Here is an 18,925-nt window from a genome sequence, read left to right as displayed (position 1 = left end):
GGCACGCTTGGCACCGCGCGGGGGGCGCTGGCAAGCCGAAAGTCGTTGCAAAATGGCCTTTGCGGGGCCAAGGCTCGCCGCGTCATGAGTGCCGAAATCCACCGCCTCCACGGCGACAAGCCGCCTTCGCTCGACCCGATGATGGCGCTCGTCGCCGCCGACATGAACGAGGTCAACGCGGTCATCCTCGACCGCATGCAGTCCGAAGTGCCGCTGATCCCCGAACTCGCGGGCCATCTGATCGCGGGCGGCGGCAAGCGGATGCGGCCGATGCTGACGCTCGCCTGCGGCAAGCTGCTCGACTATCCGGGCCGCCGCCACTGCAAGCTCGCCGCTGCGGTTGAGTTCATCCACACCGCGACGCTGCTCCACGACGATGTCGTCGACGGATCGGACCTTCGCCGCGGCCGCAAGACCGCAAACATCATCTGGGGTAACAGCGCGTCGGTGCTGGTCGGCGACTTCCTGTTCAGCCGCGCCTTCGAGGTGATGGTCGAGGACGGCTCGCTGAAAGTGCTCAAGATTTTGAGCCGCGCGTCGGCGGTGATCGCCGAGGGCGAGGTCAACCAGCTCTCCGCCCAGCGCCGCATCGAGACGAGCGAGGACCAGTATCTCGCGATCATCAACGCCAAGACCGCCGAGCTGTTCGCCGCCGCGTGCAAGATCGCCGCGGTGGTCGCCGAACGCGACGACGGGGTCGAGGCGGCGCTCGACAGCTATGGCCGCAACCTCGGCGTCGCCTTCCAGCTCGTCGACGACGCGATCGACTATGTCTCGGACGCCGAGACGATGGGCAAGGGCGTCGGCGACGACTTCCGCGACGGCAAGGTGACGCTGCCGGTGATCCTCGCCTATGCCCGCGGCAGCGCCGAAGAGCGCGACTTCTGGAAACAGGCGATCGTCGGGCACCGGACGTCGGACGAGGATCTCGCCTACGCCACCTCGCTGCTCCACAAGCATGACACGATCGCCGACACGCTCGCGAGAGCGCGCCATTATGGCCAGCGCGCGGTCGACGCGATCGGCGGCTTCCGCGCGAGCCAGGCCAAAGCGGCGCTGACCGAGGCCGTCGCCTTCGCGGTCGCGCGCGCTTATTAGTTTAATCCTCCCTCCCCTTCAGGGGAGGGCAGCGAGACTTGGGAACTTGTTCCCTAGTCGTAGCGGGTGGGGTCCATCGGCCTGGGGCAAGGCAGCGAAACCCCACCCCAAACCCCTCCCCTGAAGGGGAGGGGCTTACGTCGATCGACGGGGAGAGCGTGGAATGGCGATGATGGGCCCGGCGGCGGAAAATCCCGATGCCTATATTGCTGCGCTTTCCGGTTGGCAGCTTGAGCGCTGTCAGATGCTCCGCGCCGCCGTCATGCGCGCGGCCGCCTTTGAAGAGACGATCAAATGGACCAATCTCCTCTTCCTGGCGAATGGTCCGTGCATCTTGATCCGCGCTGAGGAGCATCGCGTGCTGCTAGGCTTCTGGCGCGGCAAAAGGCTGCGCGAGATCGAACCGCGGATCAAGGCGAGCGGCAAATATGAGCTCGGCAATCTGGTGATGACCGAGGAGACGGTCGTCGATCCGGCGCTCGTCGAACGGCTCGCGGCGGAGGCGTACCGGCTTAATTTCGAACTCGGCAATCCGTCGACACGGACATGAGCCTGACCCTGCCGATCGACGCGGTGCTGCCCGACATCATGGCGGCGCTGACGCTGAAGCCCAATGTCGTCGTCGTCGCGCCGCCGGGCGCGGGCAAGACCACGCGCGTCGCGCCTGAAATATTGAAGCAGCCTTGGTGCAAGGGCGCGGTGTGGCTGCTATCGCCGCGCCGCCTCGCGGCGCGCGCCGCCGCCGAGCGCATCGCCGAGGAAACGGGGACGAAGGTCGGCGACCTCGTGGGCTATGCGACGCGCCTCGACAGCAAGCAGTCGAAGGACACGCGGCTGTTGGTGATGACGCCGGGCCTGTTCCGCAACCGCATCCTCGACGATCCCGAACTGGCGGGGGTTGCTGCGGTGCTGTTCGACGAAGTCCATGAGCGCAGCCTCGACGGCGACTTCGCGCTGGCGCTGGCGATCGATGCGCAGCAGGGACTGCGCGACGATCTCCGCCTCGTCGCCATGTCGGCGACGCTCGACGGCGCGCGCTTCGGCGCTTTGCTCGGCAATGCGCCGGTGGTGCGGAGCGATGGCAAGAGCTGGCCGCTCGAGCTGCGCCACGTAGGCCGCCGCGGCGAGGAGCGGCTCGAGGCGAGCGTGCTGGCTGCGGTGCGGCAGGCGCTCGCCGACGAGCCCGAGGGCGACATGCTGACCTTCCTGCCCGGTGCGGGCGACATCGAACGCGCGGCGACCGCGGTCGAGGAGGCGCGGCTGCCGCTCGTCGTCCACCGGCTGCACGGCCAGATCGACCCGGCGCTGCAGCGCGCGGCGCTCGTCCGCGACCCCGGCGGCAAGCGCAAGCTCATCCTCGCGACGAGCATCGCCGAAACCAGCCTGACCATCGACGGCGTGCGCATCGTCATCGACGCCGGCCTGTCGCGGCGCCCGCGCTTCGACAAGGCGGCGGGCATCGCGCGGCTGGTTACCGAGCGCGCGAGCCAAGCGTCGGCGACGCAGCGCGCGGGGCGCGCGGCGCGGCAAGGGCCGGGGGTCGCGTACCGTCTGTGGGAGGCGGCGGCGACCGCCGGCATGCCACCCTTTGACCCGCCCGAAATCCACGAGAACGACCTGATGCCCGTCGTGCTCGACTGTGCGAGCTGGGGCATTATCGACCCGCGCCAATTGGGCTGGCTCGACCCGCCGTCGCCCGCTGCGATTGCCGAGGCCAAGACGCGGCTGCAGGCGATCGGCGCGCTCGCCGCCGACGGGCGGATCACCCCGCACGGCCATGCGCTCGCCGCGATCCCGCTGCCGGTGCCGCTGGCGCATATGATCCTCGACGCCGCGGCGGCGGGCGAGGCCGAACTTGCCGCGCGGCTCGCGGTGCTGCTCACCGAACCGGGGCTCGGCGGGCGCGGGGTCGATGTCGAGGCGCGGCTCCAGCGCTGGAAAGGCTCACGGAACGACCGCGCCGAGGGCGCATGGCGGCTCGCGCGGCGGCTCGCGGCGCTGGCCGAGAAGCGGGTCGAGGATGGCGCCCCCTTGACCTCGCGCTCGGTCGGCGGCTGGATCGCGACCGCCTGGCCCGACCGTGTCGCGCGGCAGCGCGCTGGGCAGCGCGGCGAATATCTCAGCGTCGGCGGGCGCGCCTACAAGCTCGACCCGGTCGATCCGCTCGCGGGCCATGATTGGCTCGCCATCGCCGATGCGCAGGGCCATGCCGCCGGCGTGCGCATCCTCGCCGCGGCGCCGATCGCGCAGGTCGAGGTGGAGGCCATTTTTGCGGACCGCATCGTCGCTCATTCGGGCAGCAGCTATGACGCGGCGAACGACCGCGTCGATCATCGCCGCGAACGGCGTCTCGGCGCGATCGCGCTCACCAGCGGCAAGGCGGCGCGGGACGAGAGCGCCGGGGACGATGCCGCGCTGCGCCTCGCGGCGGTGCGCGAAAAGGGGCTGGGGCTGATCGGCTGGGCGCCGGCTGCGCAGGCCTTGCGGCTGCGCGCTTCCTTTGCCGGGATCGACGCGCTGTCGACTGCGGCGCTCGCCGACAGCATCGACATCTGGCTCGCGCCGTTGCTGCCCGGATGCCGGGGGCTGCGTGATATCGGCGACCGCCGGCTGACCGACGCGCTGATGGGGCTGCTCGACTGGCCGGCGCGGCAATTGCTCGAAAAGCGCGCGCCCGACGATTATGCGACGCCCGCGGGCAGCCAGCACAAGATCGACTACGGCGCCGACGGCGGGCCGCAGGTGTCGGTGCGGGTGCAGGAGATGTTCGGGCTGGCGCGCCATCCGACCGTCGGCGAACCGCCGGTGCCGCTCGTGCTCGCTTTGACCTCGCCGGCGCATCGCCCGATCCAGACGACGCGCGACATCGCCAGTTTCTGGAGCGGCAGCTGGCACGAGGTGGCGCGTGAGATGCGCGGGCGCTATCCCAAGCACAGCTGGCCCGACGACCCGGCGACCGCACGGCCGACTTTGCTCACCAAGGCGGCGCAGGCGCGAAGGGATGGGCAATAGATTGTTGCCCCCGCGAAGGCGGGGGTCGTTGGCAGCCTCGCGCCAAGCCTCTAGCGGCCCCCGCCTCCGCGGGGGCGACAGGGTTTCCTCTTTTCGCAGCCACAGCTTGGCGCTAAGGCGCGGCAAAGGCTCCATCCAAGGACGAGATTATGAAGGCGCGCATTTTCCAGAAGCCCAAGAACGCCATGCAGTCGGGGCGTGCGGGTACGCAGCGCTGGATGCTCGAGTTCGCGCCTGCCGAAGCGCGCAAGGCCGATCCGTTGATGGGCTGGGCGGGCAGCGGCGACACGCAGCGTCAGCTGCGGCTGGGCTTTGCGACGCAGGAAGAGGCGGTCGCTTATGCGGAGCGCAACGGGATCGATGCCGAGGTGATCGCGACGCCCGAGCGCAAGCTCAAGATCCAGGCCTACGCCGACAATTTTCGCTGAGGACGACGGACCAACCAACTCCGTTCGTGCTGAGCGTGTCGAAGCACTGTCCTTCTCTTGGCGACGTTGCAAAGAAGGAACGGCCCTTCGACAAGCTCAGGGCGAACGGGGTGTTGATGGCGGCGGTTAGCGATTATTCCGCTTCGGGCTGCAGCAGCTTGTGCAAATGGACGACGACATATTTCATTTCGGCGTCGTCGACGGTGCGCTGGGCGGCGCTGCGCCACGCCTTTTCGGCGCTCTTGTAATCGGGATAGAGGCCGACGACGTCGAGGTTGTGGAGGTCGACGAAGTCGAGGCCCTGCGGGTCGCTGACGCGGCCGCCGAACACGAGGTGCAATTTGCTCATAGGGGCTTTCCTTGCGGGTTAGCGCTGGGGAGGGGAGAAGCCGCGCCCCCTATCAGCGCCGCGCCGTTCGGGCAAGGCCGGCTCAAGCCTCGCTATCGTCGCTCTTGCCGCCGCCGCCGCCCTTGGGCAGCAGCGCGCCGAGCAGCGCGCCGATCGCCGCGGCGCCCGCGACGAGCGCGATCGGCTGTTTCTCGGCAACGTCCTTGAGCTTCGAATTGGCGCGCTTGGCCTGCACCTTGCCTTTGGCGAGCGCTTCGCCGGCGGCGTCGCGGGCGACCGCGGCCTGCTCGGCGCCCTTCGCGGCGAACTCGCTCGTCGCAGCGCGGGCGCGGCCGTAACCGTCCTGGATGCGCGCCTTCGCCGCCTCGGCGGTCTGCTTCGCATTTTCGGCGGTTTTCTGCGCAACTTCACTTACTTTCGCGGTGGTTTCGCGGGCGGTTTCACTGAGCGGCTTCATCATGGTCCTCCATAAGGTCGCTATCGTCGTCCACGTCGTGGCTGGGACGGATCTTGTCGAGCCCCGCTTCGGCGAGGTCGCGCAGCTTGCGGCCGAGGCGCGGGGCGTGTTCCTTGATCGGTTCGCGGAAGAGCCAGGCGAGCCCCGCCGCCGCCGCGATCGCGATCGGCAGGCGGTTGTCCCTGAACTGTTTCTGCACCGCGTCCGCGGCATCGTCGACGGCGACGCCGGCGCGATATTTCCCGCGCTTGACCAGTGACTTGGGCTTGAACGCATCGCCCGCGACGCCGAGTTTACGCCCGAGTTCGGCGCGCTGGATCATCGCACGGCGCGCGGCGTTGACCAGGCGGGCGCGTGACGGGCGCATCAGTCGTCCTCCCCGGGCAGGAAATTGTCGCGGAAGGCGGCCTTGACGTCGCCATAATGGAGCCGCGCGCGCCACCCGCAGAAGGCGGCGACGAGCAGCAGCGCCGCCACGACGATCAGCGTTGCGAGCAGCGGACCGACATATTGCGCCAGCACGAGGATCGCCCCGAAGGCGAGCGCGAGCATCGCGACGACGAGCGCGCTGCCCGCGACGAAGCCCCAGGCCGAGGTCCAGCCGACGCCGTGATAGGCGAGCGCGCCGCGCGCCTTGAGCAGCGCGACCTCCGCCTCCGCCGTCGCCCGCAGATTGTCGACGACGTCGCCGACGATCTTTTCGAGCGGCACCGGCGGCTGCGTCACGGGACGCCCGCCCGGCGCATAGCCGTGGCTCACGCGGTTGAGCGTGCCCTCATCCGAGGGGGCAGGGGGTTCAGGCTTTACGGGCGGCATCTCGCTGGGTCGGGATCAGTCGCTGCTCGAACCCTTGAGCATCCGGGCGAGCACGAAGCCGATCACCGCGGCCGCGCCGACCGATACCGCCGGGTTCTTCTTGACCAGATCCTTGGTCGCCGCAGCGAGTTCGTCGAGATCCTTCTTGTCGAGCGACGAGGCGAGCCCGGCGACGGTCGAGGCGGCCGAGCGCGCATAGTCGCCATATTGCTTGCCGAATTTGCTGTCGACGGTGCCCGCGCTGTCCTCGAGCATCTTGGCGAGGTTGCCGACGGCCTTGGCGGCCTTGTCCTTGCCCTTGGTCGCGGCTTTCCGCGCCTCGGTCGAGGCCTGGTCGGCCAGCGTCGCGGCATCGGCCTTCAGCGAGGCGGCCTTCTTCGACGCTTCGCTCTTGATCGTGGCGCCGGTGGCGGCGAGTTGGTCGCGGATCGGGTGTTCCTTGGCCGCTTTCGCCTTCACGGGCTTGCTTGCGGGCGCCGCCTTGGTGGCGGCGGGCTTGGCGGGCGCCTTCGGGGTGGGCTTGCTGGCGGGAGTAGCGGCTTTGGCCATGGTTCGTCCTCTTCTCTTATCCGGACGCGTCCTAACGGACCGCGCCTGTCCCTGTCTCTGCGATAATATAGCAACACAGCGTGAATGGTTCCATAGCGCCGCAAAATTCCCCCAAAAATACCAATGCGAGCGGTTGCACTAAGGGCAGGGCGCCGATAACAGGCGGGCGCCTTTCGACCTCGGCCGTGTCGGCCGCCAGCAGGAACGACCATCCATGACCGCCATCATCGACATCCACGGCCGCGAAATCCTCGACAGCCGGGGCAATCCCACGGTCGAAGTCGATGTGCTGCTGGAGGATGGCAGCTTCGGCCGCGCCGCGGTGCCCTCGGGCGCGTCGACCGGCGCGCACGAAGCCGTCGAGCTGCGCGACGGCGACAAGGCACGTTACCTGGGCAAGGGCGTGACCAAGGCGGTCGCGGCGGTGAACGGCGAGATCGCCGACGCGCTGATCGGCCTCGACGCCGAGGATCAGCGCGAGATCGACATGGCGATGATCGACCTCGACGGCACCCCCAACAAGGGCCGCCTCGGCGCCAATGCGATCCTCGGCGTCAGCCTCGCCGCCGCCAAGGCCGCGGCCGATGCGCGCGGCCTGCCGCTCTACCGCTATGTCGGCGGCGTCTCGGCGCGCACGCTGCCCGTTCCGATGATGAACATCATCAACGGCGGCGAGCATGCCGACAATCCGATCGACGTGCAGGAATTCATGATCATGCCCGTCGGTGCGGGCAGCCTCGCCGAGGCCGTGCGCTGGGGCAGCGAGATTTTCCACACGCTGAAAAAGGGCCTGTCGCAAAAGGGCCTCGCGACCGCCGTCGGCGACGAGGGCGGCTTCGCGCCGAACCTCGCCTCGACGCGCGACGCATTGGACTTCATCGCCGCGTCGGTCGAGCAGGCGGGCTTCAAGCTCGGCAGCGACGTCGTGCTCGCGCTCGACTGCGCCGCGACCGAATTCTTCAAGAACGGCAAGTATGAGATCAGCGGCGAAGGCCTGTCGCTCAGCCCCGAACAGATGGCCGACTATCTCGCTGCGCTGGTCGCCGATTACCCGATCAAGTCGATCGAGGACGGCATGAGCGAGGATGATTTCACCGGCTGGAAGGCGCTCACCGACCTGATCGGCGACAAGTGCCAGTTGGTCGGCGACGACCTGTTCGTCACCAACCCGGCGCGGCTGGGGCAGGGCATCAAGGACGGCCTCGCCAACTCGCTGCTGGTCAAGGTCAACCAGATCGGCACGCTGTCGGAAACGCTCGACGCAGTCGATATGGCGCACCGCGCGCGCTACACCGCGGTAATGTCGCACCGCTCGGGCGAGACCGAGGATTCGACGATCGCCGACCTCGCGGTCGCGACCAACTGCGGCCAGATCAAGACCGGCAGCCTCGCGCGCTCCGACCGGCTCGCGAAATACAACCAGCTGATCCGCATCGAGGAAGAGCTGGGCGACATGGCGCGCTATCCGGGGGCGTCGATTTTCGGGTAGTGATCCTCCCCCAACGGGGGAGGGGGACCATGCGGAGCATGGTGGAGGGGCGCAGGCTGTGAGCGACGACAGCAAAGATTCTGCATATGTCAAAGCAGCAAAAGCGCGAGAGGCCACGTAAAACGGAAGCTATTGCGGCAAAGTCAACGCCAAGAACAGCTTTGGAGGGATGTCGGGGCCGCAGCGATTTGTCGTTGTCGGAGGCGTCAGCGCGATCGAAGGCGATGCGGTGCTATCCGACCAGTCGCAAGATTTTTCGCAGCTTTGGATGACCGCTTGTCGAAGATGAGTGCCTGTACACGACTGTGAGTTACTTTTCAGGGTTGTCTTGTTAAGACGTGGCGCAGCGGCGCCTGTGCCCCTCCACCACCTTCGGTGGTCCCCCTCCCCGTTCCGGGGAGGATCGGCGTCAATCGTCGGCGATTATTGCCAGGCAGCGGTGCCCCGACCAAGCTGCCTCCCGTCGACCTCGGCGGTGGCGAGCAGAAGGGCGGCGAGAATCGGGCGCATCGATGGGTTCCCCTGTTGATCCGATGCACAGACTATCGTGTGGAAAAGCAAAGTATAGGCGCTTGACCCGGCGAATCACTTGTGATTCAAGCGATGTGATGACGCAGCGCCACAAAGTACGGAAATCGGTGAACCGGGCCATCGGTCCCACCGTCGCCGTCCTCGCGGTGCTGGCGATGATCGGTTATGCGATCTTCGGGCCGACCGGCCTCTATGCCTGGGGCGATTACAGCCAGTCGGTCGAGAAGCAGCGCGTCGTGCTCGCCGCGCTGACCAAGAAGCAGGACGAGCTCAAGAACCGCGTCAACCTGCTCGACCGGCGCCGCGTCGACCCCGACCTCGCCGACGAATATGTGCGCGAGAAGCTGGGCGTGATGCACCCCGACGAGGTCGCGATCCCGATGGCGCCCGAGAGCGACGTAGCGGCGCGCTGAGGCGCCGCTTTCTTATCCTTGCTGCATACGTAATGGTGCACCCGTTCGCGGTCCAAGCGGGCGTTGCCAAGCATGGCTGGGCGGTCCTATAGGGGGCGCTGCCGTAACGGCTAACCCAAAAGGAACCCGCCTTGGCCAAAGCACCCGCGCGTAAGACTGCCGCGCCGAAAAAAGTCGCTTCCACCCCAGCGCCCACCGCCAACCGCGAAAAGCCGCGCGACCCCGCGCCTTATGACGCGACGCCCGAGGAGCTCGAAAAATTCTATCGCGAGATGCTGCTGATCCGCCGCTTCGAGGAGAAGGCGGGGCAGCTCTATGGCCTTGGGCTGATCGGCGGTTTCTGCCACCTCTATATCGGCCAGGAGGCCGTCGCGGTCGGGCTGCAGTCCGCGCTCGACGGCGAGAAGGACAGCGTCATCACCGGATACCGCGACCATGGCCATATGCTCGCTTACGGCATCGATCCCAAGGTGATCATGGCCGAGTTGACCGGCCGCGCCGCGGGCATTTCGCGCGGCAAGGGCGGGTCGATGCACATGTTCAGCGTCGAGAAGAAATTTTACGGCGGCCACGGCATCGTCGGCGCGCAGGTGTCGCTCGGCACCGGGCTGGCGTTCGGGCACAAGTACCGCGGCGACGGCGGTATCGCGATGGCCTATTTCGGCGACGGTGCCGCGAACCAGGGCCAGGTCTATGAGAGCTTCAACATGGCCGAGCTGTGGAAGCTGCCGATCATCTTCGTGATCGAGAACAACCAGTACGCCATGGGCACCTCGGTCAACCGCAGTAGCGCCGAGGACCAGCTCTATCGCCGCGGCGAAAGCTTCCGCATCCCCGGCATGCAGGTCGACGGCATGGACGTCCTCGCGGTGCGCGGCGCGGCCGAGGCGGCGCTCGAATGGGTGCGCGCGGGCAAGGGCCCCGTGCTGATGGAGCTCAAGACCTATCGCTACCGCGGCCACTCCATGTCCGACCCCGCCAAATATCGCAGCCGCGAGGAAGTGCAGGCGGTGCGCGACAAGTCGGACGCGATCGAGCATCTCAAGAAGCTGATGACCGATGCGGGCATCACCGAGGAGAAGTTCAAGGATATCGACAAGGAGATCCGCCAGATCGTCGCCGAGTCCGCGGACTTCGCCGAAAGCGCGCCCGAACCCGAATTGCATGAACTATATACCGACGTGCTGGTGGAGCAATATTGAGATGGCCATCGAATTGAAGATGCCGGCGCTGTCGCCGACGATGGAAGAGGGCACGCTCGCCAAGTGGCTCGTCAAGGAAGGCGACACGGTGAAGTCGGGCGACATCCTGGCCGAGATCGAGACCGACAAGGCGACGATGGAGTTCGAAGCCATTGATGAGGGCATAATCGGCCAGATTCTGGTCGCCGAGGGCACCGACAATGTGAAGGTCGGCACCGTGATCGCGACGATCACGGGCGAGGGCGAAGAAGCGGCGCCCGCTAAGGACGTCGCCCCCGCGGAGGCGGGGGCCGCTACCAGCAGCGAACCAACTCCAGCGGCCCCCGCCTCCGCGGGGGCGACGGCAAGTTCCGCGCCTGCTCCAGCGGCGGAAAAGCCCGTAGCGACCGAACGCGCTTCCGACCCCGCGATTCCCGAGGGCACGGCTATGGTCAAGACCACCGTCCGCGAAGCGCTGCGCGACGCGATGGCCGAGGAAATGCGCAAGGACGACCGCGTCTTCGTGATGGGCGAGGAAGTCGCCGAATATCAGGGCGCGTACAAGGTGACGCAGGGCCTGCTCCAGGAATTCGGCCCGCAGCGCGTCGTCGATACCCCGATCACCGAATATGGTTTCGCGGGGCTCGGCGCGGGCGCGGCGATGGGCGGTTTGAAGCCGATCATCGAGTTCATGACCTTCAACTTCGCGATGCAGGCGATCGATCACATCATCAACTCGGCGGCGAAGACCAATTATATGTCGGGCGGCCAGATGCGCTGCCCGATCGTCTTCCGCGGGCCGAACGGTGCGGCATCGCGCGTCGCGGCGCAGCACAGCCAGAATTACGCGCCCTGGTACGCCAGCGTCCCCGGGCTGATCGTGATATCGCCCTATGACGCCGCCGACGCCAAGGGGCTGATGAAGGCCGCGATCCGCAGCGAGGACCCCGTGGTCTTCCTCGAGAACGAGCTGCTCTATGGTCGCAGCTTCGACGTGCCCGAGGTCGAGGATTTCGTGCTGCCGATCGGCAAGGCGCGGATCATGCGAGCGGGCAGCGACGTCACCATCGTCAGCTACTCGATCGGCGTCGGGCTCGCGCTCGAAGCCGCCGATGCGCTGGCAGCGGAAGGCATCGACGCCGAGGTGATCGACCTGCGCACCTTGCGCCCGCTCGACACCGTCACCGTGCTCGCCAGCCTCAAGAAGACCAACCGCCTCGTCGTGGTCGAGGAAGGCTGGCCGGTCTGCTCGATCGCCAGCGAGCTTGCGATGGTCGCGATGGAACATGGCTTCGACGACCTCGACGCGCCGGTGATGCGCGTGTGCAACGAGGATGTGCCGCTGCCTTATGCCGCCAATCTGGAGAAGGCCGCGCTGGTCGATACGCCGCGTGTGATCAAGGCGGTGAAGGCGGTCTGTAACCGGTAGAGCTTCGTTCGAGCGAAAGTTCGACCTCCCCTTCAGGGGAGAGATACGCAGGCTTGCCAGCCTGCTGGCTAGCCGGAGTTGAGAGGGGGTTTGCTGCGTCAGCGGCCAAGCCCCTCTCCAAGCTTCGCTAGCTCCTGGCGGAGCAAGCTGCGCTATCCTCTCCCCTGAAGGGGAGAGGGCTTTTAGGTTGCCACTACCGCCCCCTCAACACGCCGCCACCTTCGCCTCGGGCGCCGGATTGTGGATCTGCCCGAGGTCGCGCTCGTCGCGGACGAGGAAGGAGGAGGTGTAGCGGATCTCCTGCGGCCCCATCCAGCTGCCATAGGCGAGCGGCTGATAGTCGTAGGCGATCTCGACGAACATCACCGCGGTGCCGCGCGGCGCCTTCACGCGCTGGCCGTCTTCGCCCATGCCGGTGAAGTGCGTGCCCGTCTTGCCCGTGCCCTCGATGCCGTAGCTTGACGGAAAATCCTTGTGCCCGGCGCAGCGCTGCCAGTGGATCCACTGGCCGCCCTCGGCATTTTGTTCGAGGCTCGACAGTATCACGCGCCCGTCGCGTTCGAGCTCCAGGCTCGCGTGGCGTTCGAGCATCGAATGCAGCAGTTCGTTGACGTCGGCCTCGCGCATTTGCGGCATCGCGGCGCCGGTGTCGATGCTGACGCGCGAGGCGGCATCGGCGAGCGCCGAAGCGGCCTGGCTGACGCGCATATGCGCGAGCGCGAGGTTGGTGAGCTCGATCCCGCCGAGGCCGAGGAACAGCACCGTCGGCAGCAGGATCGCGGTCTCGATCACCGCGCCCGCGCTTGTGTCGCGCGCGAGGGCTTTCAGGCGGGTCAGCATATCGATTCCGGGCCGCCTTCGCCATCGCTGTACGGCTGGTTGCGCAGCAGCGTGCTGGCCGAGATTTTCGTCACCTGCGGCTGGCCGAGCATGCGCCACAGCGGGAAGATGCGGACGAAATCGACGCTGGCCGTGAACTCGACCACCTGGTTCGCGCGGCCGTTGCCGTCGGCCGACGGGTCGGCGTCCCAGCGGCCATTGCCGTTGCTGTCGAAGAAGCATTCGCCGTCGTCGAAGCGGCCGTTGCCGTCGGCGTCGGTGAAACGCTCGGGGGTGCGGACATCGCCATAGCCGGCATAGGCGCGGCGCTCGATATCGACATGGATGCCGCGATAGACGTTCCGGACCTGCGCGCGCACGGCTTCGTCAAGCGCATCCTGGTTGCTCGCAAAGGCCTGGAGCGTCGCCGAACGGCCCGCTTCCTCGACGATCCCCGACAAGGTCGCCTTCATATAATATTGCCACGCGAGGTCGAAGATGCCCATCGTCGCGAGCAGGAACAGCGGTGCCATGAAGGCGAACTCGACCGCCGCGACGCCGCGCCGGTCGCGGATGAGACGCCGCAGCGCGGGGAAGGGGCCGCGCCGGGTCATTTGGTGAGCCGCAGCTTCGAAATCTTGCCCGCGATCTTGCGGAACGCCGCCTGCAGCTCGACCGAATTCGCCGCCTGGAACGCCTTGTCGCCGCCCGAGCATTGCGCGAGCGCGGGGGTGAGTTCGGTGCCGAAGGCGACGATCCAGATCGTCATGCCGCGCGCGCGCGTCGCCTTGCACAGCGCGAGGAAGCGGTTCTCGACCTCCTGGTTGAGCATCGCCGCGGTCGGCGTTGCCGCGGGGTTCGCCTGCCGCCGCCGGTCGAGCCAGGGATGTCCATAGGCGTCATATTCCTTGACCCCGACCGAGATATAGCCGTCGGTCATGAAGATCAGGTGGCGCACCTGATCGCCCTTGTTGTCGGCGCGGAAAATGCCGGTCGGCGACAGGAAGCGCGCGCCCCAGAGCAGCCCGATGTCGTGGTGCGTCGCGCCGGTCGCGACGAGCGTTTCGAGATAATCCTCGAGCATCGCGCCGTCCATCGGCTGCAGTTTCTGCGCGGGCGCGGGGCAGAAGCGCTGGCCCGACCAATGGTCGACCAGATTGGCATATTTGGCGGTGGTGGTGACCGGATCGACATTGGGGCGCATGAAGACGAGCCCGGGCAGCGACGGCTTCCATTGCGTGTCGGGGTCGCCGGGGTCGGGGACGAGGTCGATCTGGAGGTCGAGCGCTTCGGCGGGGAGCGGGTCGTAGCTTTCGGCCGCGATGGTGCGCCGCTCCTCGATGCAGCCGCCCCAGAGGATTTCGCGGTTGGTGCCGTCGTTGTTGATCTTCGCCTTGACCGACCCGCCCTCGGTCAGCCCGCGCAGCTTCTTCACGTCGTAGGTGATCGGGGCATATTCCCAGATGATCTCGGTCAGGCCGACGGGCTCGGTCACCCACTCGAAACTATGGTCGTAATTATCGTTGTCGGTCGCGCGAACCTCGCAGGTCGTGCCGTTGAGCACGGCGCGATAGGTGGTGCCGTTGATCACCTCGTTGAACGTCTCGATCGTTCGGGTTCCCGGGGCCGGCGTCGTCACCGGCTCGGTGCGCGTCGAAATCAGTGTTTTCTTGTAGGTCGCGTCGCCCGCCGGCTTGCTCGGGCAGCTGTAATAGGACAATCCGCTCTCGCCGCCGTCATTATAGACCGCGGGATAGGTGGATTCGAGCTGCTCGCTGGCGGTGCCGCCATTCCTGACGTCGTTGCGGGCGTATTGCGTCAACCCGTCCTTGGAGTTGTTGGAGACGATCCGCCGCGACTGGTAGGTCGCGTTGTCGACCATCCAGTCGTGATCGAGCGAATAGCCGACGTTGACCGTCGAGGTATAGGGCATGAAGCCGTAGCGGATGATGGCGCCGCTTGGCTTCACCGCCTCGAGCTCGCCGTGGAAGCGGGTGACCGCGTCCTTCATCGCGTCGAAGCGCGAGACGCTGTCCCCCGGATTGACGTCCTTCATCGACCCCGTCGTATCGAGCACGAACATCACGTCGGTGTTGGTGATTTCCTGCATCGCGCGGCAATTGGCGCCGAGCGCCATCACATGCTGGCCGAAGACGCGCATCACCGCGGTATCGAGCTTGGCCGAGGCGGCGCCGATGATTTCGGAGCCGTTCTGCGTCAGCGCGAATTCGACGTCGCGGCTGCCAAAGCTGCTCTGGCCGAAATTGGCGTTGAAATATTCGTCGCCGACCTTGCGGCCATCGTCGGTCAGCCCGGTGCCCGACACCTTGCGTGCCGCGAGCACGCCGGCGTCGCAGGCGGCCTGCAGCCGGGTCTTGGCCATATAGGCGCGGCTGACGTCGATCCCCGACCCGACGAAGGCGACGAGCGGCAGCAGCATGCCCGCGACCATGATCAGCGTGTTGCCACGCTGGTCGCGCCGCAAGCGGCGCCAAAGGGCAGGCTGTGACGCCATGACGGTCCCTGTGTCCCCTGTCGCGCGGCGCCCCCGCCGCTTTCCACCGTCCCTCAACTAGGGCGCGCGTCGTAAGGGCGGGGCTAAGGCAGATGGTTAATCCGCGGCCGAATCGCCCAATAAGCCGGGATTCTTCGCCTTCGCCTGTCCCAGGGCGGGACGGTACGAAGCCGGCGAGGAAGCGCTTGGGTCGCCGCGCGCGCGGTGCTAGCGGTGCGGCGCATGACGACCGCCCCCTCCGACGGCGCCGACGACGCGCTCTATCCCGACCTGCGCGATCCGCGCGTGATGGTCGCGGTGGCGCGCGGCTGGCGCCCGGCGGCGGACAGCCTGTGGGCGCTCGCGGCACGGCTGACGCGGCTGCTGCGCGAGGCGCGCGAACCGCTGATCGGACAGATCAAGCTCGCCTGGTGGCGCGACATGATGGCGATGCTGGCGAGTGATCCCGCGGCGCTGCCGAAGGGCGAGCCTTTGCTCGCCGTGCTCGGCACGACCTGGGGCGGGCAGGCGGGGCTGGACGCGCTGGTCGATGCCGCCGAGGCGATGCTGCTCGCCGAGGATGACCACGGGCGCCGCGACGCCGCCGAGCGCTTTGGGGCGCGGCTGTTCGCGCTGTCTTCGGCGCAGGGCGGCGACGATCCGCGCGGGCGGCGCTGGGGCCTGTTGTGGGGCGCGGTGCAGCAGGAGGAGCCGGCGGCGGCGCGGGCGCTGTTCGCGGCGGCGCGCGCGCCGCTGGCGGCGCGGCGTTCGTTCGCGGGCGACCGCGCCTTGCTGATGCTCGACCGCTGGGCGGCGGCGATCGCGAAGCGCGACGGCGAGCGGCGCTGGCGAAGCGAGGGAGTGTTGCTGTTTCGCGTCGGATTGCTGGGGCGCTGACGAATAAAATGCACCGGGGCTGGAAAAGGCGGCGCCGAACATCTATTTACTGCGGTACATAATAGGGTCGCAGGGGACGTTTGATGTTCAACGGGCTGGTCGCCTATCTCGATTCGATCAAGGCGCGCGACCCCGCGCCGCGCTCGCGCTGGGAAATCATGCTCTACCCGGGCCTGCTCGCGGTCGGCATGCACCGCATCGCGCACTGGCTGTTCGAGGCCGACCTCTTCTTCCTCGCGCGCTTCGTCAATCATTTCGCGCGCTTCCTGACCGCGATCGACATCCACCCGGGTGCGAAGATCGGGCGGCATCTGTTCATCGACCATGGCTTCGGCGTGGTGATCGGCGAGACCGCCGAGATCGGCGACAATGTCTCGATCTACCAGGGCGTGACCTTGGGCGGCACCGACCCCGCCAACGGCATCGGCGGCAAGCGCCACCCGACGCTGGCGCACGACGTGATCGTCGGGTCGGGCGCACAGATTCTGGGCCCGGTGACGGTCAATGCCCGCGCGCGCATCGGCGCCAATGCGGTGGTGACCAAGGATGTGCCCGAGGGGGCGGTGATGGTCGGCATCCCCGCGCGCTCGACCCTGGTCGACGCCAGCGAATATGCCCGCGAGTTCATCCCCTATGGTACGTGCAACGAGAGTTTCGACCCCGCGACGCAAAAGGTCGAGCTGCTCCAGTGCCAGCTCGAGCAATTGCAGAAGCAGCTCGCGGCGCTGGCGGCCGAGCGCGAGGCCGTCGTCGCCGGCGAACCCGCACCGCGCAAGGGGCGTAGCCGCGCCTGATGGGGATCGTCACCCCCTGGCCGCATAACCGCTCGCTGCCCCAGCAGACGGCGTTCGACCGCCACGAACTGACGCGCATCCTCGACCTCTACGGCCGCATGGTCGCGGCGGGGAAGTGGCGCGACTATGCGATGGATTTCCAGCGCGACGTCGCGGTCTTTTCCTGCTTCCGCCGCGCCGCCGAGCGCCCCGAATATCGCATAGAGAAACGCCCCGCGCTGCGGAGCCGGCAGGGCATGTGGGCCCTTGTCTCCGAAGCCGGGGCGGTCCTGAAACGCGGGGACGAGCTTTCGAATGTGCTCGCCCCCGTCGAACGCAAGCTTATGAAGCTGGTATCGGAGTAGGCGCTATCGTGGCGGGCAGCTGGTTCGCGAGGTTCGCGGGCAGGAAGCCCACCACCACGCTGCGCGCATTCTGCCAGAAGGCCGAGAGCAGGAGCAGCGCCGAGCCGATCACGAAGGCGGTCAGCGCGACGTTGAGCTCGACCGCGCCGAAGGTGCGGAACAGCTCGGTCAGCGCGAACAGCACATAGGCGAGGGCCGAGACGAGCAGCGCGCGGCGGTCGATCGCCAGCGCGATCAGCCCGAACAGGATATAGACGCCGACCACCAGCACCGCGGCGCCGCTGCCGATATTGCTGCCGTCGGTGACGCCGAGCAGGTGGAAGATCGGATGCGCGATCATCGGCGCGGCGAGCAGGTGGAGCCAGAAGGCGACGTCGCTGCGGCGCGTCTGGCGCACCCGGTCGCTGCGGTCCCACCACATGGCGAGCGCGAAGACGCCGAGGCCCGCGACGAGCACCAGCGACATGACGAGCATTTCGCCGCCGTTCTGCGGCACGCCGGTGATCGACAGCACCAGCGCGACCGCGGTGGCGGCGAGCGCGGCGGTGCCGGCGGCGACGGTGATCGGCACCATGAAGCGGCGCCAGTGGAACCAGGTCGCGCCCGCGGTGATCAGCGCCATCGCGCCGACGATGACGGCGCCGACGGTCTCGTCGGGGCGGTTGCCGAAGATCGCCTCGCCATGCTCGACGAGGAAGCCGACCATCGAGGCGAAGACGCCGCCCGCGAAGGCGAGGACGAGCACGATGCTGGGCAGCGCCATGCGGCGTTTGCGCGTGAAATATTCGGCGAGGAACCAGGCCGAGGCGGCGACGAAGATGCCCGCGAGCGCGGTGTGGATCGACTGGCCGATCCACGCGACCGCGACGAGCAGGATCACCGCGGCGATGCTGACGAAGATGTCGTTGAAACCGGTGATGAGGCGGAATGATTCCTCGTCCGCCCCGGGGGCGGCGCGCACCGACGCGATATGCGCCCGGAAGGCGGCTACGGCCTCCGGCGTCATGACCTTTGCGTCGACCGCTGCTTGCAGGTCGCTTTCGCTATACATTTGGGGTCGTCCTTCTGTCCGATCCCCTTGCCCCGCGGCGCTTATGACACAGCTGTGTTAGTGATGCAATACGATAAATCAGGCGAAGATATGCGCGGCGGTCAGGTGGTCGCGCTGCGCGGCAGTAACGCGATCGACGAGGCGTAAGGCGAGCGGGTAGAGCACCAGGTTGAGGGCCGAATAGAGTATCGAGATCATCTGCTCTTCGCGGATCGCCTCGGGGGAATGGGCATCCATTCCTGCGCGAAATGCAATCGTCGCAACGATATTCGAGAAGGTCCAGACGCCCCACCAGCAGGTCAACAGCACATCGCCGCGATAGAGATCGCCATCGGCGGCGCCATTGCTGGCGTTCCAGATCTGGCGCATCGCCCGGAACGGTTTGAAGAAATTGGCGATCGGGACGAAATGCCAGCCTACCGCCCATGCGGGTGTGAAAGTGAAACCGGGAACGCGCGCCGCCTTTACGTTCGCAGCTGCGCGATAGGTCCACATGCAAAATAGGACATAGGTGACAAGCGCCAGCGCTATATCGCCGAGGATGATACCGATGTAGATCGCGTTGAGACCGGCCACCGGCGCCTGCTCTTCGAGCGACACCAGTCCGTTCAGCTCCGCGATCTCGCCGGTCAATACCAATAAAGTGGAAATGAATCCCGCGACGAGCAGGCCCTTGACGAGCCTGCCGCGCCGCTGGAGGAGGGCGATGCCTTCGCCCAGGGTCATGTCGATCATCGGCGCCCCCGCGATCGGCGACGCCCGTGCGGCGTTCGC

The 18,925-nt window shown here is 67.2% G+C and carries 21 protein-coding genes; 11 read left to right on the top strand and 10 right to left on the bottom strand.

The window, feature by feature from the left end; all coding sequences use genetic code 11:
- Positions 1-84 precede the first annotated feature (84 nt).
- The 4 genes from AC1RNQ_RS12355 (at position 85) to AC1RNQ_RS12340 (ending at position 4,538) form a co-directional block, all read left to right on the top strand.
- The gene (locus AC1RNQ_RS12355) at positions 85-1,098 is read left to right on the top strand and encodes a polyprenyl synthetase family protein (protein ID WP_493171452.1); all 1,014 of its coding nucleotides are present in this window, start codon (positions 85-87) and stop codon (positions 1,096-1,098) included.
- Positions 1,099-1,261: 163 nt separating this feature from the next.
- Positions 1,262-1,648 (top strand): DUF1801 domain-containing protein, encoded by a 387-nt coding sequence (locus tag AC1RNQ_RS12350; protein ID WP_493171451.1) that lies wholly within the window; start codon positions 1,262-1,264, stop codon positions 1,646-1,648.
- The gene (hrpB, locus tag AC1RNQ_RS12345) at positions 1,645-4,110 is read left to right on the top strand and encodes an ATP-dependent helicase HrpB (protein ID WP_493171450.1); all 2,466 of its coding nucleotides are present in this window, start codon (positions 1,645-1,647) and stop codon (positions 4,108-4,110) included. The genes AC1RNQ_RS12350 and hrpB overlap by 4 nt, the downstream gene beginning before the upstream one ends.
- Before the next feature lie 149 nt (positions 4,111-4,259).
- Positions 4,260-4,538, top strand: coding sequence for an ETC complex I subunit (locus tag AC1RNQ_RS12340; RefSeq protein ID WP_058809769.1), 279 nt, complete (start codon positions 4,260-4,262; stop codon positions 4,536-4,538).
- A 133-nt stretch (positions 4,539-4,671) separates the two neighbouring features.
- Here the strand turns inward: AC1RNQ_RS12340 and AC1RNQ_RS12335 are convergent, their stop codons facing one another.
- The 5 genes from AC1RNQ_RS12335 to AC1RNQ_RS12315 form a co-directional block, all read right to left on the bottom strand.
- On the bottom strand, positions 4,672-4,887 hold the full coding sequence (locus tag AC1RNQ_RS12335; RefSeq protein ID WP_493171449.1) for a DUF4170 domain-containing protein: 216 nt from the start codon (positions 4,885-4,887) through the stop codon (positions 4,672-4,674).
- A gap of 82 nt (positions 4,888-4,969) precedes the next feature.
- Entirely contained in the window at positions 4,970-5,344 is a 375-nt protein-coding gene (locus AC1RNQ_RS12330; RefSeq protein WP_493171448.1) for a hypothetical protein, read from the bottom strand.
- A complete protein-coding gene (locus AC1RNQ_RS12325) occupies positions 5,328-5,711 on the bottom strand; it encodes a hypothetical protein (protein WP_493171447.1) in 384 nt (127 codons plus the stop codon). The genes AC1RNQ_RS12330 and AC1RNQ_RS12325 overlap by 17 nt, the downstream gene beginning before the upstream one ends.
- Complete coding sequence (locus AC1RNQ_RS12320; protein ID WP_493171446.1) at positions 5,711-6,103, bottom strand: phage holin family protein; 393 nt, start codon at positions 6,101-6,103, stop codon at positions 5,711-5,713. Before AC1RNQ_RS12320 ends, AC1RNQ_RS12325 begins: the two co-directional genes overlap by 1 nt.
- Before the next feature lie 72 nt (positions 6,104-6,175).
- Complete coding sequence (locus tag AC1RNQ_RS12315; RefSeq protein ID WP_493171445.1) at positions 6,176-6,709, bottom strand: hypothetical protein; 534 nt, start codon at positions 6,707-6,709, stop codon at positions 6,176-6,178.
- Positions 6,710-6,923: 214 nt separating this feature from the next.
- Here AC1RNQ_RS12315 and eno point away from each other — a divergent pair, with 214 nt between their 5' ends.
- The 4 genes from eno to AC1RNQ_RS12295 all read left to right on the top strand — a co-directional run bounded on the left by eno (position 6,924) and on the right by AC1RNQ_RS12295 (position 11,752).
- On the top strand, positions 6,924-8,198 hold the full coding sequence (eno, locus tag AC1RNQ_RS12310) for a phosphopyruvate hydratase (RefSeq protein WP_493171444.1): 1,275 nt from the start codon (positions 6,924-6,926) through the stop codon (positions 8,196-8,198).
- Positions 8,199-8,806: 608 nt separating this feature from the next.
- Positions 8,807-9,142, top strand: a complete 336-nt coding sequence (locus tag AC1RNQ_RS12305) for an FtsB family cell division protein (RefSeq protein ID WP_493171443.1) — start codon at positions 8,807-8,809, stop codon at positions 9,140-9,142.
- Positions 9,143-9,273: 131 nt separating this feature from the next.
- Positions 9,274-10,344 carry a pyruvate dehydrogenase (acetyl-transferring) E1 component subunit alpha gene (gene pdhA / locus AC1RNQ_RS12300; RefSeq protein WP_493171442.1) on the top strand — a complete coding sequence of 357 codons (1,071 nt, stop codon included), beginning with the start codon at positions 9,274-9,276 and terminating at the stop codon, positions 10,342-10,344.
- 1 nt (position 10,345) lies between these two features.
- Positions 10,346-11,752 carry a pyruvate dehydrogenase complex E1 component subunit beta gene (locus AC1RNQ_RS12295; RefSeq protein ID WP_493171441.1) on the top strand — a complete coding sequence of 469 codons (1,407 nt, stop codon included), beginning with the start codon at positions 10,346-10,348 and terminating at the stop codon, positions 11,750-11,752.
- Positions 11,753-11,956: 204 nt separating this feature from the next.
- Here AC1RNQ_RS12295 and AC1RNQ_RS12290 read toward each other — a convergent pair whose 3' ends face one another.
- The 3 genes from AC1RNQ_RS12290 to AC1RNQ_RS12280 are packed head-to-tail and all read right to left on the bottom strand — an operon-like array spanning position 11,957 to position 15,086.
- Entirely contained in the window at positions 11,957-12,592 is a 636-nt protein-coding gene (locus tag AC1RNQ_RS12290) for a TadE/TadG family type IV pilus assembly protein (RefSeq protein ID WP_493171440.1), read from the bottom strand.
- Positions 12,586-13,185 (bottom strand): TadE/TadG family type IV pilus assembly protein, encoded by a 600-nt coding sequence (locus AC1RNQ_RS12285; RefSeq protein ID WP_493171439.1) that lies wholly within the window; start codon positions 13,183-13,185, stop codon positions 12,586-12,588. Before AC1RNQ_RS12285 ends, AC1RNQ_RS12290 begins: the two co-directional genes overlap by 7 nt.
- Complete coding sequence (locus AC1RNQ_RS12280) at positions 13,182-15,086, bottom strand: TadE/TadG family type IV pilus assembly protein (protein WP_493171438.1); 1,905 nt, start codon at positions 15,084-15,086, stop codon at positions 13,182-13,184. The genes AC1RNQ_RS12285 and AC1RNQ_RS12280 overlap by 4 nt, the downstream gene beginning before the upstream one ends.
- Positions 15,087-15,308: 222 nt before the next feature.
- On the opposite strand from AC1RNQ_RS12280, the gene AC1RNQ_RS12275 reads away from it, so the two are divergent.
- The 3 genes from AC1RNQ_RS12275 (at position 15,309) to AC1RNQ_RS12265 (ending at position 17,100) form a co-directional block, all read left to right on the top strand.
- Complete coding sequence (locus tag AC1RNQ_RS12275; RefSeq protein ID WP_493171437.1) at positions 15,309-15,962, top strand: hypothetical protein; 654 nt, start codon at positions 15,309-15,311, stop codon at positions 15,960-15,962.
- Between the two features lie 83 nt (positions 15,963-16,045).
- A complete protein-coding gene (gene cysE / locus AC1RNQ_RS12270; RefSeq protein WP_493171436.1) occupies positions 16,046-16,756 on the top strand; it encodes a serine O-acetyltransferase in 711 nt (236 codons plus the stop codon).
- Positions 16,756-17,100, top strand: a complete 345-nt coding sequence (locus AC1RNQ_RS12265; protein WP_493171435.1) for a DUF2794 domain-containing protein — start codon at positions 16,756-16,758, stop codon at positions 17,098-17,100. The genes cysE and AC1RNQ_RS12265 overlap by 1 nt, the downstream gene beginning before the upstream one ends.
- Here AC1RNQ_RS12265 and AC1RNQ_RS12260 read toward each other — a convergent pair.
- Positions 17,078-18,151, bottom strand: a complete 1,074-nt coding sequence (locus tag AC1RNQ_RS12260) for a hypothetical protein (protein WP_493171434.1) — start codon at positions 18,149-18,151, stop codon at positions 17,078-17,080. The two genes, AC1RNQ_RS12265 and AC1RNQ_RS12260, sit on opposite strands and share 23 nt — an antisense overlap.
- Positions 18,152-18,229: 78 nt before the next feature.
- The gene (locus AC1RNQ_RS12255; protein ID WP_493171433.1) at positions 18,230-18,886 is read right to left on the bottom strand and encodes a DUF4328 domain-containing protein; all 657 of its coding nucleotides are present in this window, start codon (positions 18,884-18,886) and stop codon (positions 18,230-18,232) included.
- Positions 18,887-18,925: the final 39 nt, after the last annotated feature.

The sequence above is a fragment of the Sphingopyxis sp. GW821-FHT12F08 genome (genome assembly GCF_058806755.1).
Note: the sequence above shows the minus strand (reverse complement) of the source record. Positions and strands in the feature narration are given on the sequence as shown.

What these genes read in the sequence shown, in the direction of transcription:
- AC1RNQ_RS12355 (WP_493171452.1), top strand. Translation starts at nt 85, where the DNA reads ATGAGTGCCGAAATCCACCGCCTCCACGGCGACAAGCCGCCTTCGCTC.
- AC1RNQ_RS12350 (WP_493171451.1), top strand. Translation starts at nt 1,262, where the DNA reads ATGGCGATGATGGGCCCGGCGGCGGAAAATCCCGATGCCTATATTGCT.
- hrpB (WP_493171450.1), top strand. Translation starts at nt 1,645, where the DNA reads ATGAGCCTGACCCTGCCGATCGACGCGGTGCTGCCCGACATCATGGCG.
- AC1RNQ_RS12340 (WP_058809769.1), top strand. Translation starts at nt 4,260, where the DNA reads ATGAAGGCGCGCATTTTCCAGAAGCCCAAGAACGCCATGCAGTCGGGG.
- AC1RNQ_RS12335 (WP_493171449.1), bottom strand. Translation starts at nt 4,887, where the DNA reads ATGAGCAAATTGCACCTCGTGTTCGGCGGCCGCGTCAGCGACCCGCAG.
- AC1RNQ_RS12330 (WP_493171448.1), bottom strand. Translation starts at nt 5,344, where the DNA reads ATGAAGCCGCTCAGTGAAACCGCCCGCGAAACCACCGCGAAAGTAAGT.
- AC1RNQ_RS12325 (WP_493171447.1), bottom strand. Translation starts at nt 5,711, where the DNA reads ATGCGCCCGTCACGCGCCCGCCTGGTCAACGCCGCGCGCCGTGCGATG.
- AC1RNQ_RS12315 (WP_493171445.1), bottom strand. Translation starts at nt 6,709, where the DNA reads ATGGCCAAAGCCGCTACTCCCGCCAGCAAGCCCACCCCGAAGGCGCCC.
- eno (WP_493171444.1), top strand. Translation starts at nt 6,924, where the DNA reads ATGACCGCCATCATCGACATCCACGGCCGCGAAATCCTCGACAGCCGG.
- AC1RNQ_RS12305 (WP_493171443.1), top strand. Translation starts at nt 8,807, where the DNA reads ATGACGCAGCGCCACAAAGTACGGAAATCGGTGAACCGGGCCATCGGT.
- AC1RNQ_RS12295 (WP_493171441.1), top strand. Translation starts at nt 10,346, where the DNA reads ATGGCCATCGAATTGAAGATGCCGGCGCTGTCGCCGACGATGGAAGAG.
- AC1RNQ_RS12290 (WP_493171440.1), bottom strand. Translation starts at nt 12,592, where the DNA reads ATGCTGACCCGCCTGAAAGCCCTCGCGCGCGACACAAGCGCGGGCGCG.
- AC1RNQ_RS12285 (WP_493171439.1), bottom strand. Translation starts at nt 13,185, where the DNA reads ATGACCCGGCGCGGCCCCTTCCCCGCGCTGCGGCGTCTCATCCGCGAC.
- AC1RNQ_RS12280 (WP_493171438.1), bottom strand. Translation starts at nt 15,086, where the DNA reads ATGGCGTCACAGCCTGCCCTTTGGCGCCGCTTGCGGCGCGACCAGCGT.
- AC1RNQ_RS12275 (WP_493171437.1), top strand. Translation starts at nt 15,309, where the DNA reads ATGACGACCGCCCCCTCCGACGGCGCCGACGACGCGCTCTATCCCGAC.
- cysE (WP_493171436.1), top strand. Translation starts at nt 16,046, where the DNA reads ATGTTCAACGGGCTGGTCGCCTATCTCGATTCGATCAAGGCGCGCGAC.
- AC1RNQ_RS12265 (WP_493171435.1), top strand. Translation starts at nt 16,756, where the DNA reads ATGGGGATCGTCACCCCCTGGCCGCATAACCGCTCGCTGCCCCAGCAG.
- AC1RNQ_RS12260 (WP_493171434.1), bottom strand. Translation starts at nt 18,151, where the DNA reads ATGTATAGCGAAAGCGACCTGCAAGCAGCGGTCGACGCAAAGGTCATG.
- AC1RNQ_RS12255 (WP_493171433.1), bottom strand. Translation starts at nt 18,886, where the DNA reads ATGATCGACATGACCCTGGGCGAAGGCATCGCCCTCCTCCAGCGGCGC.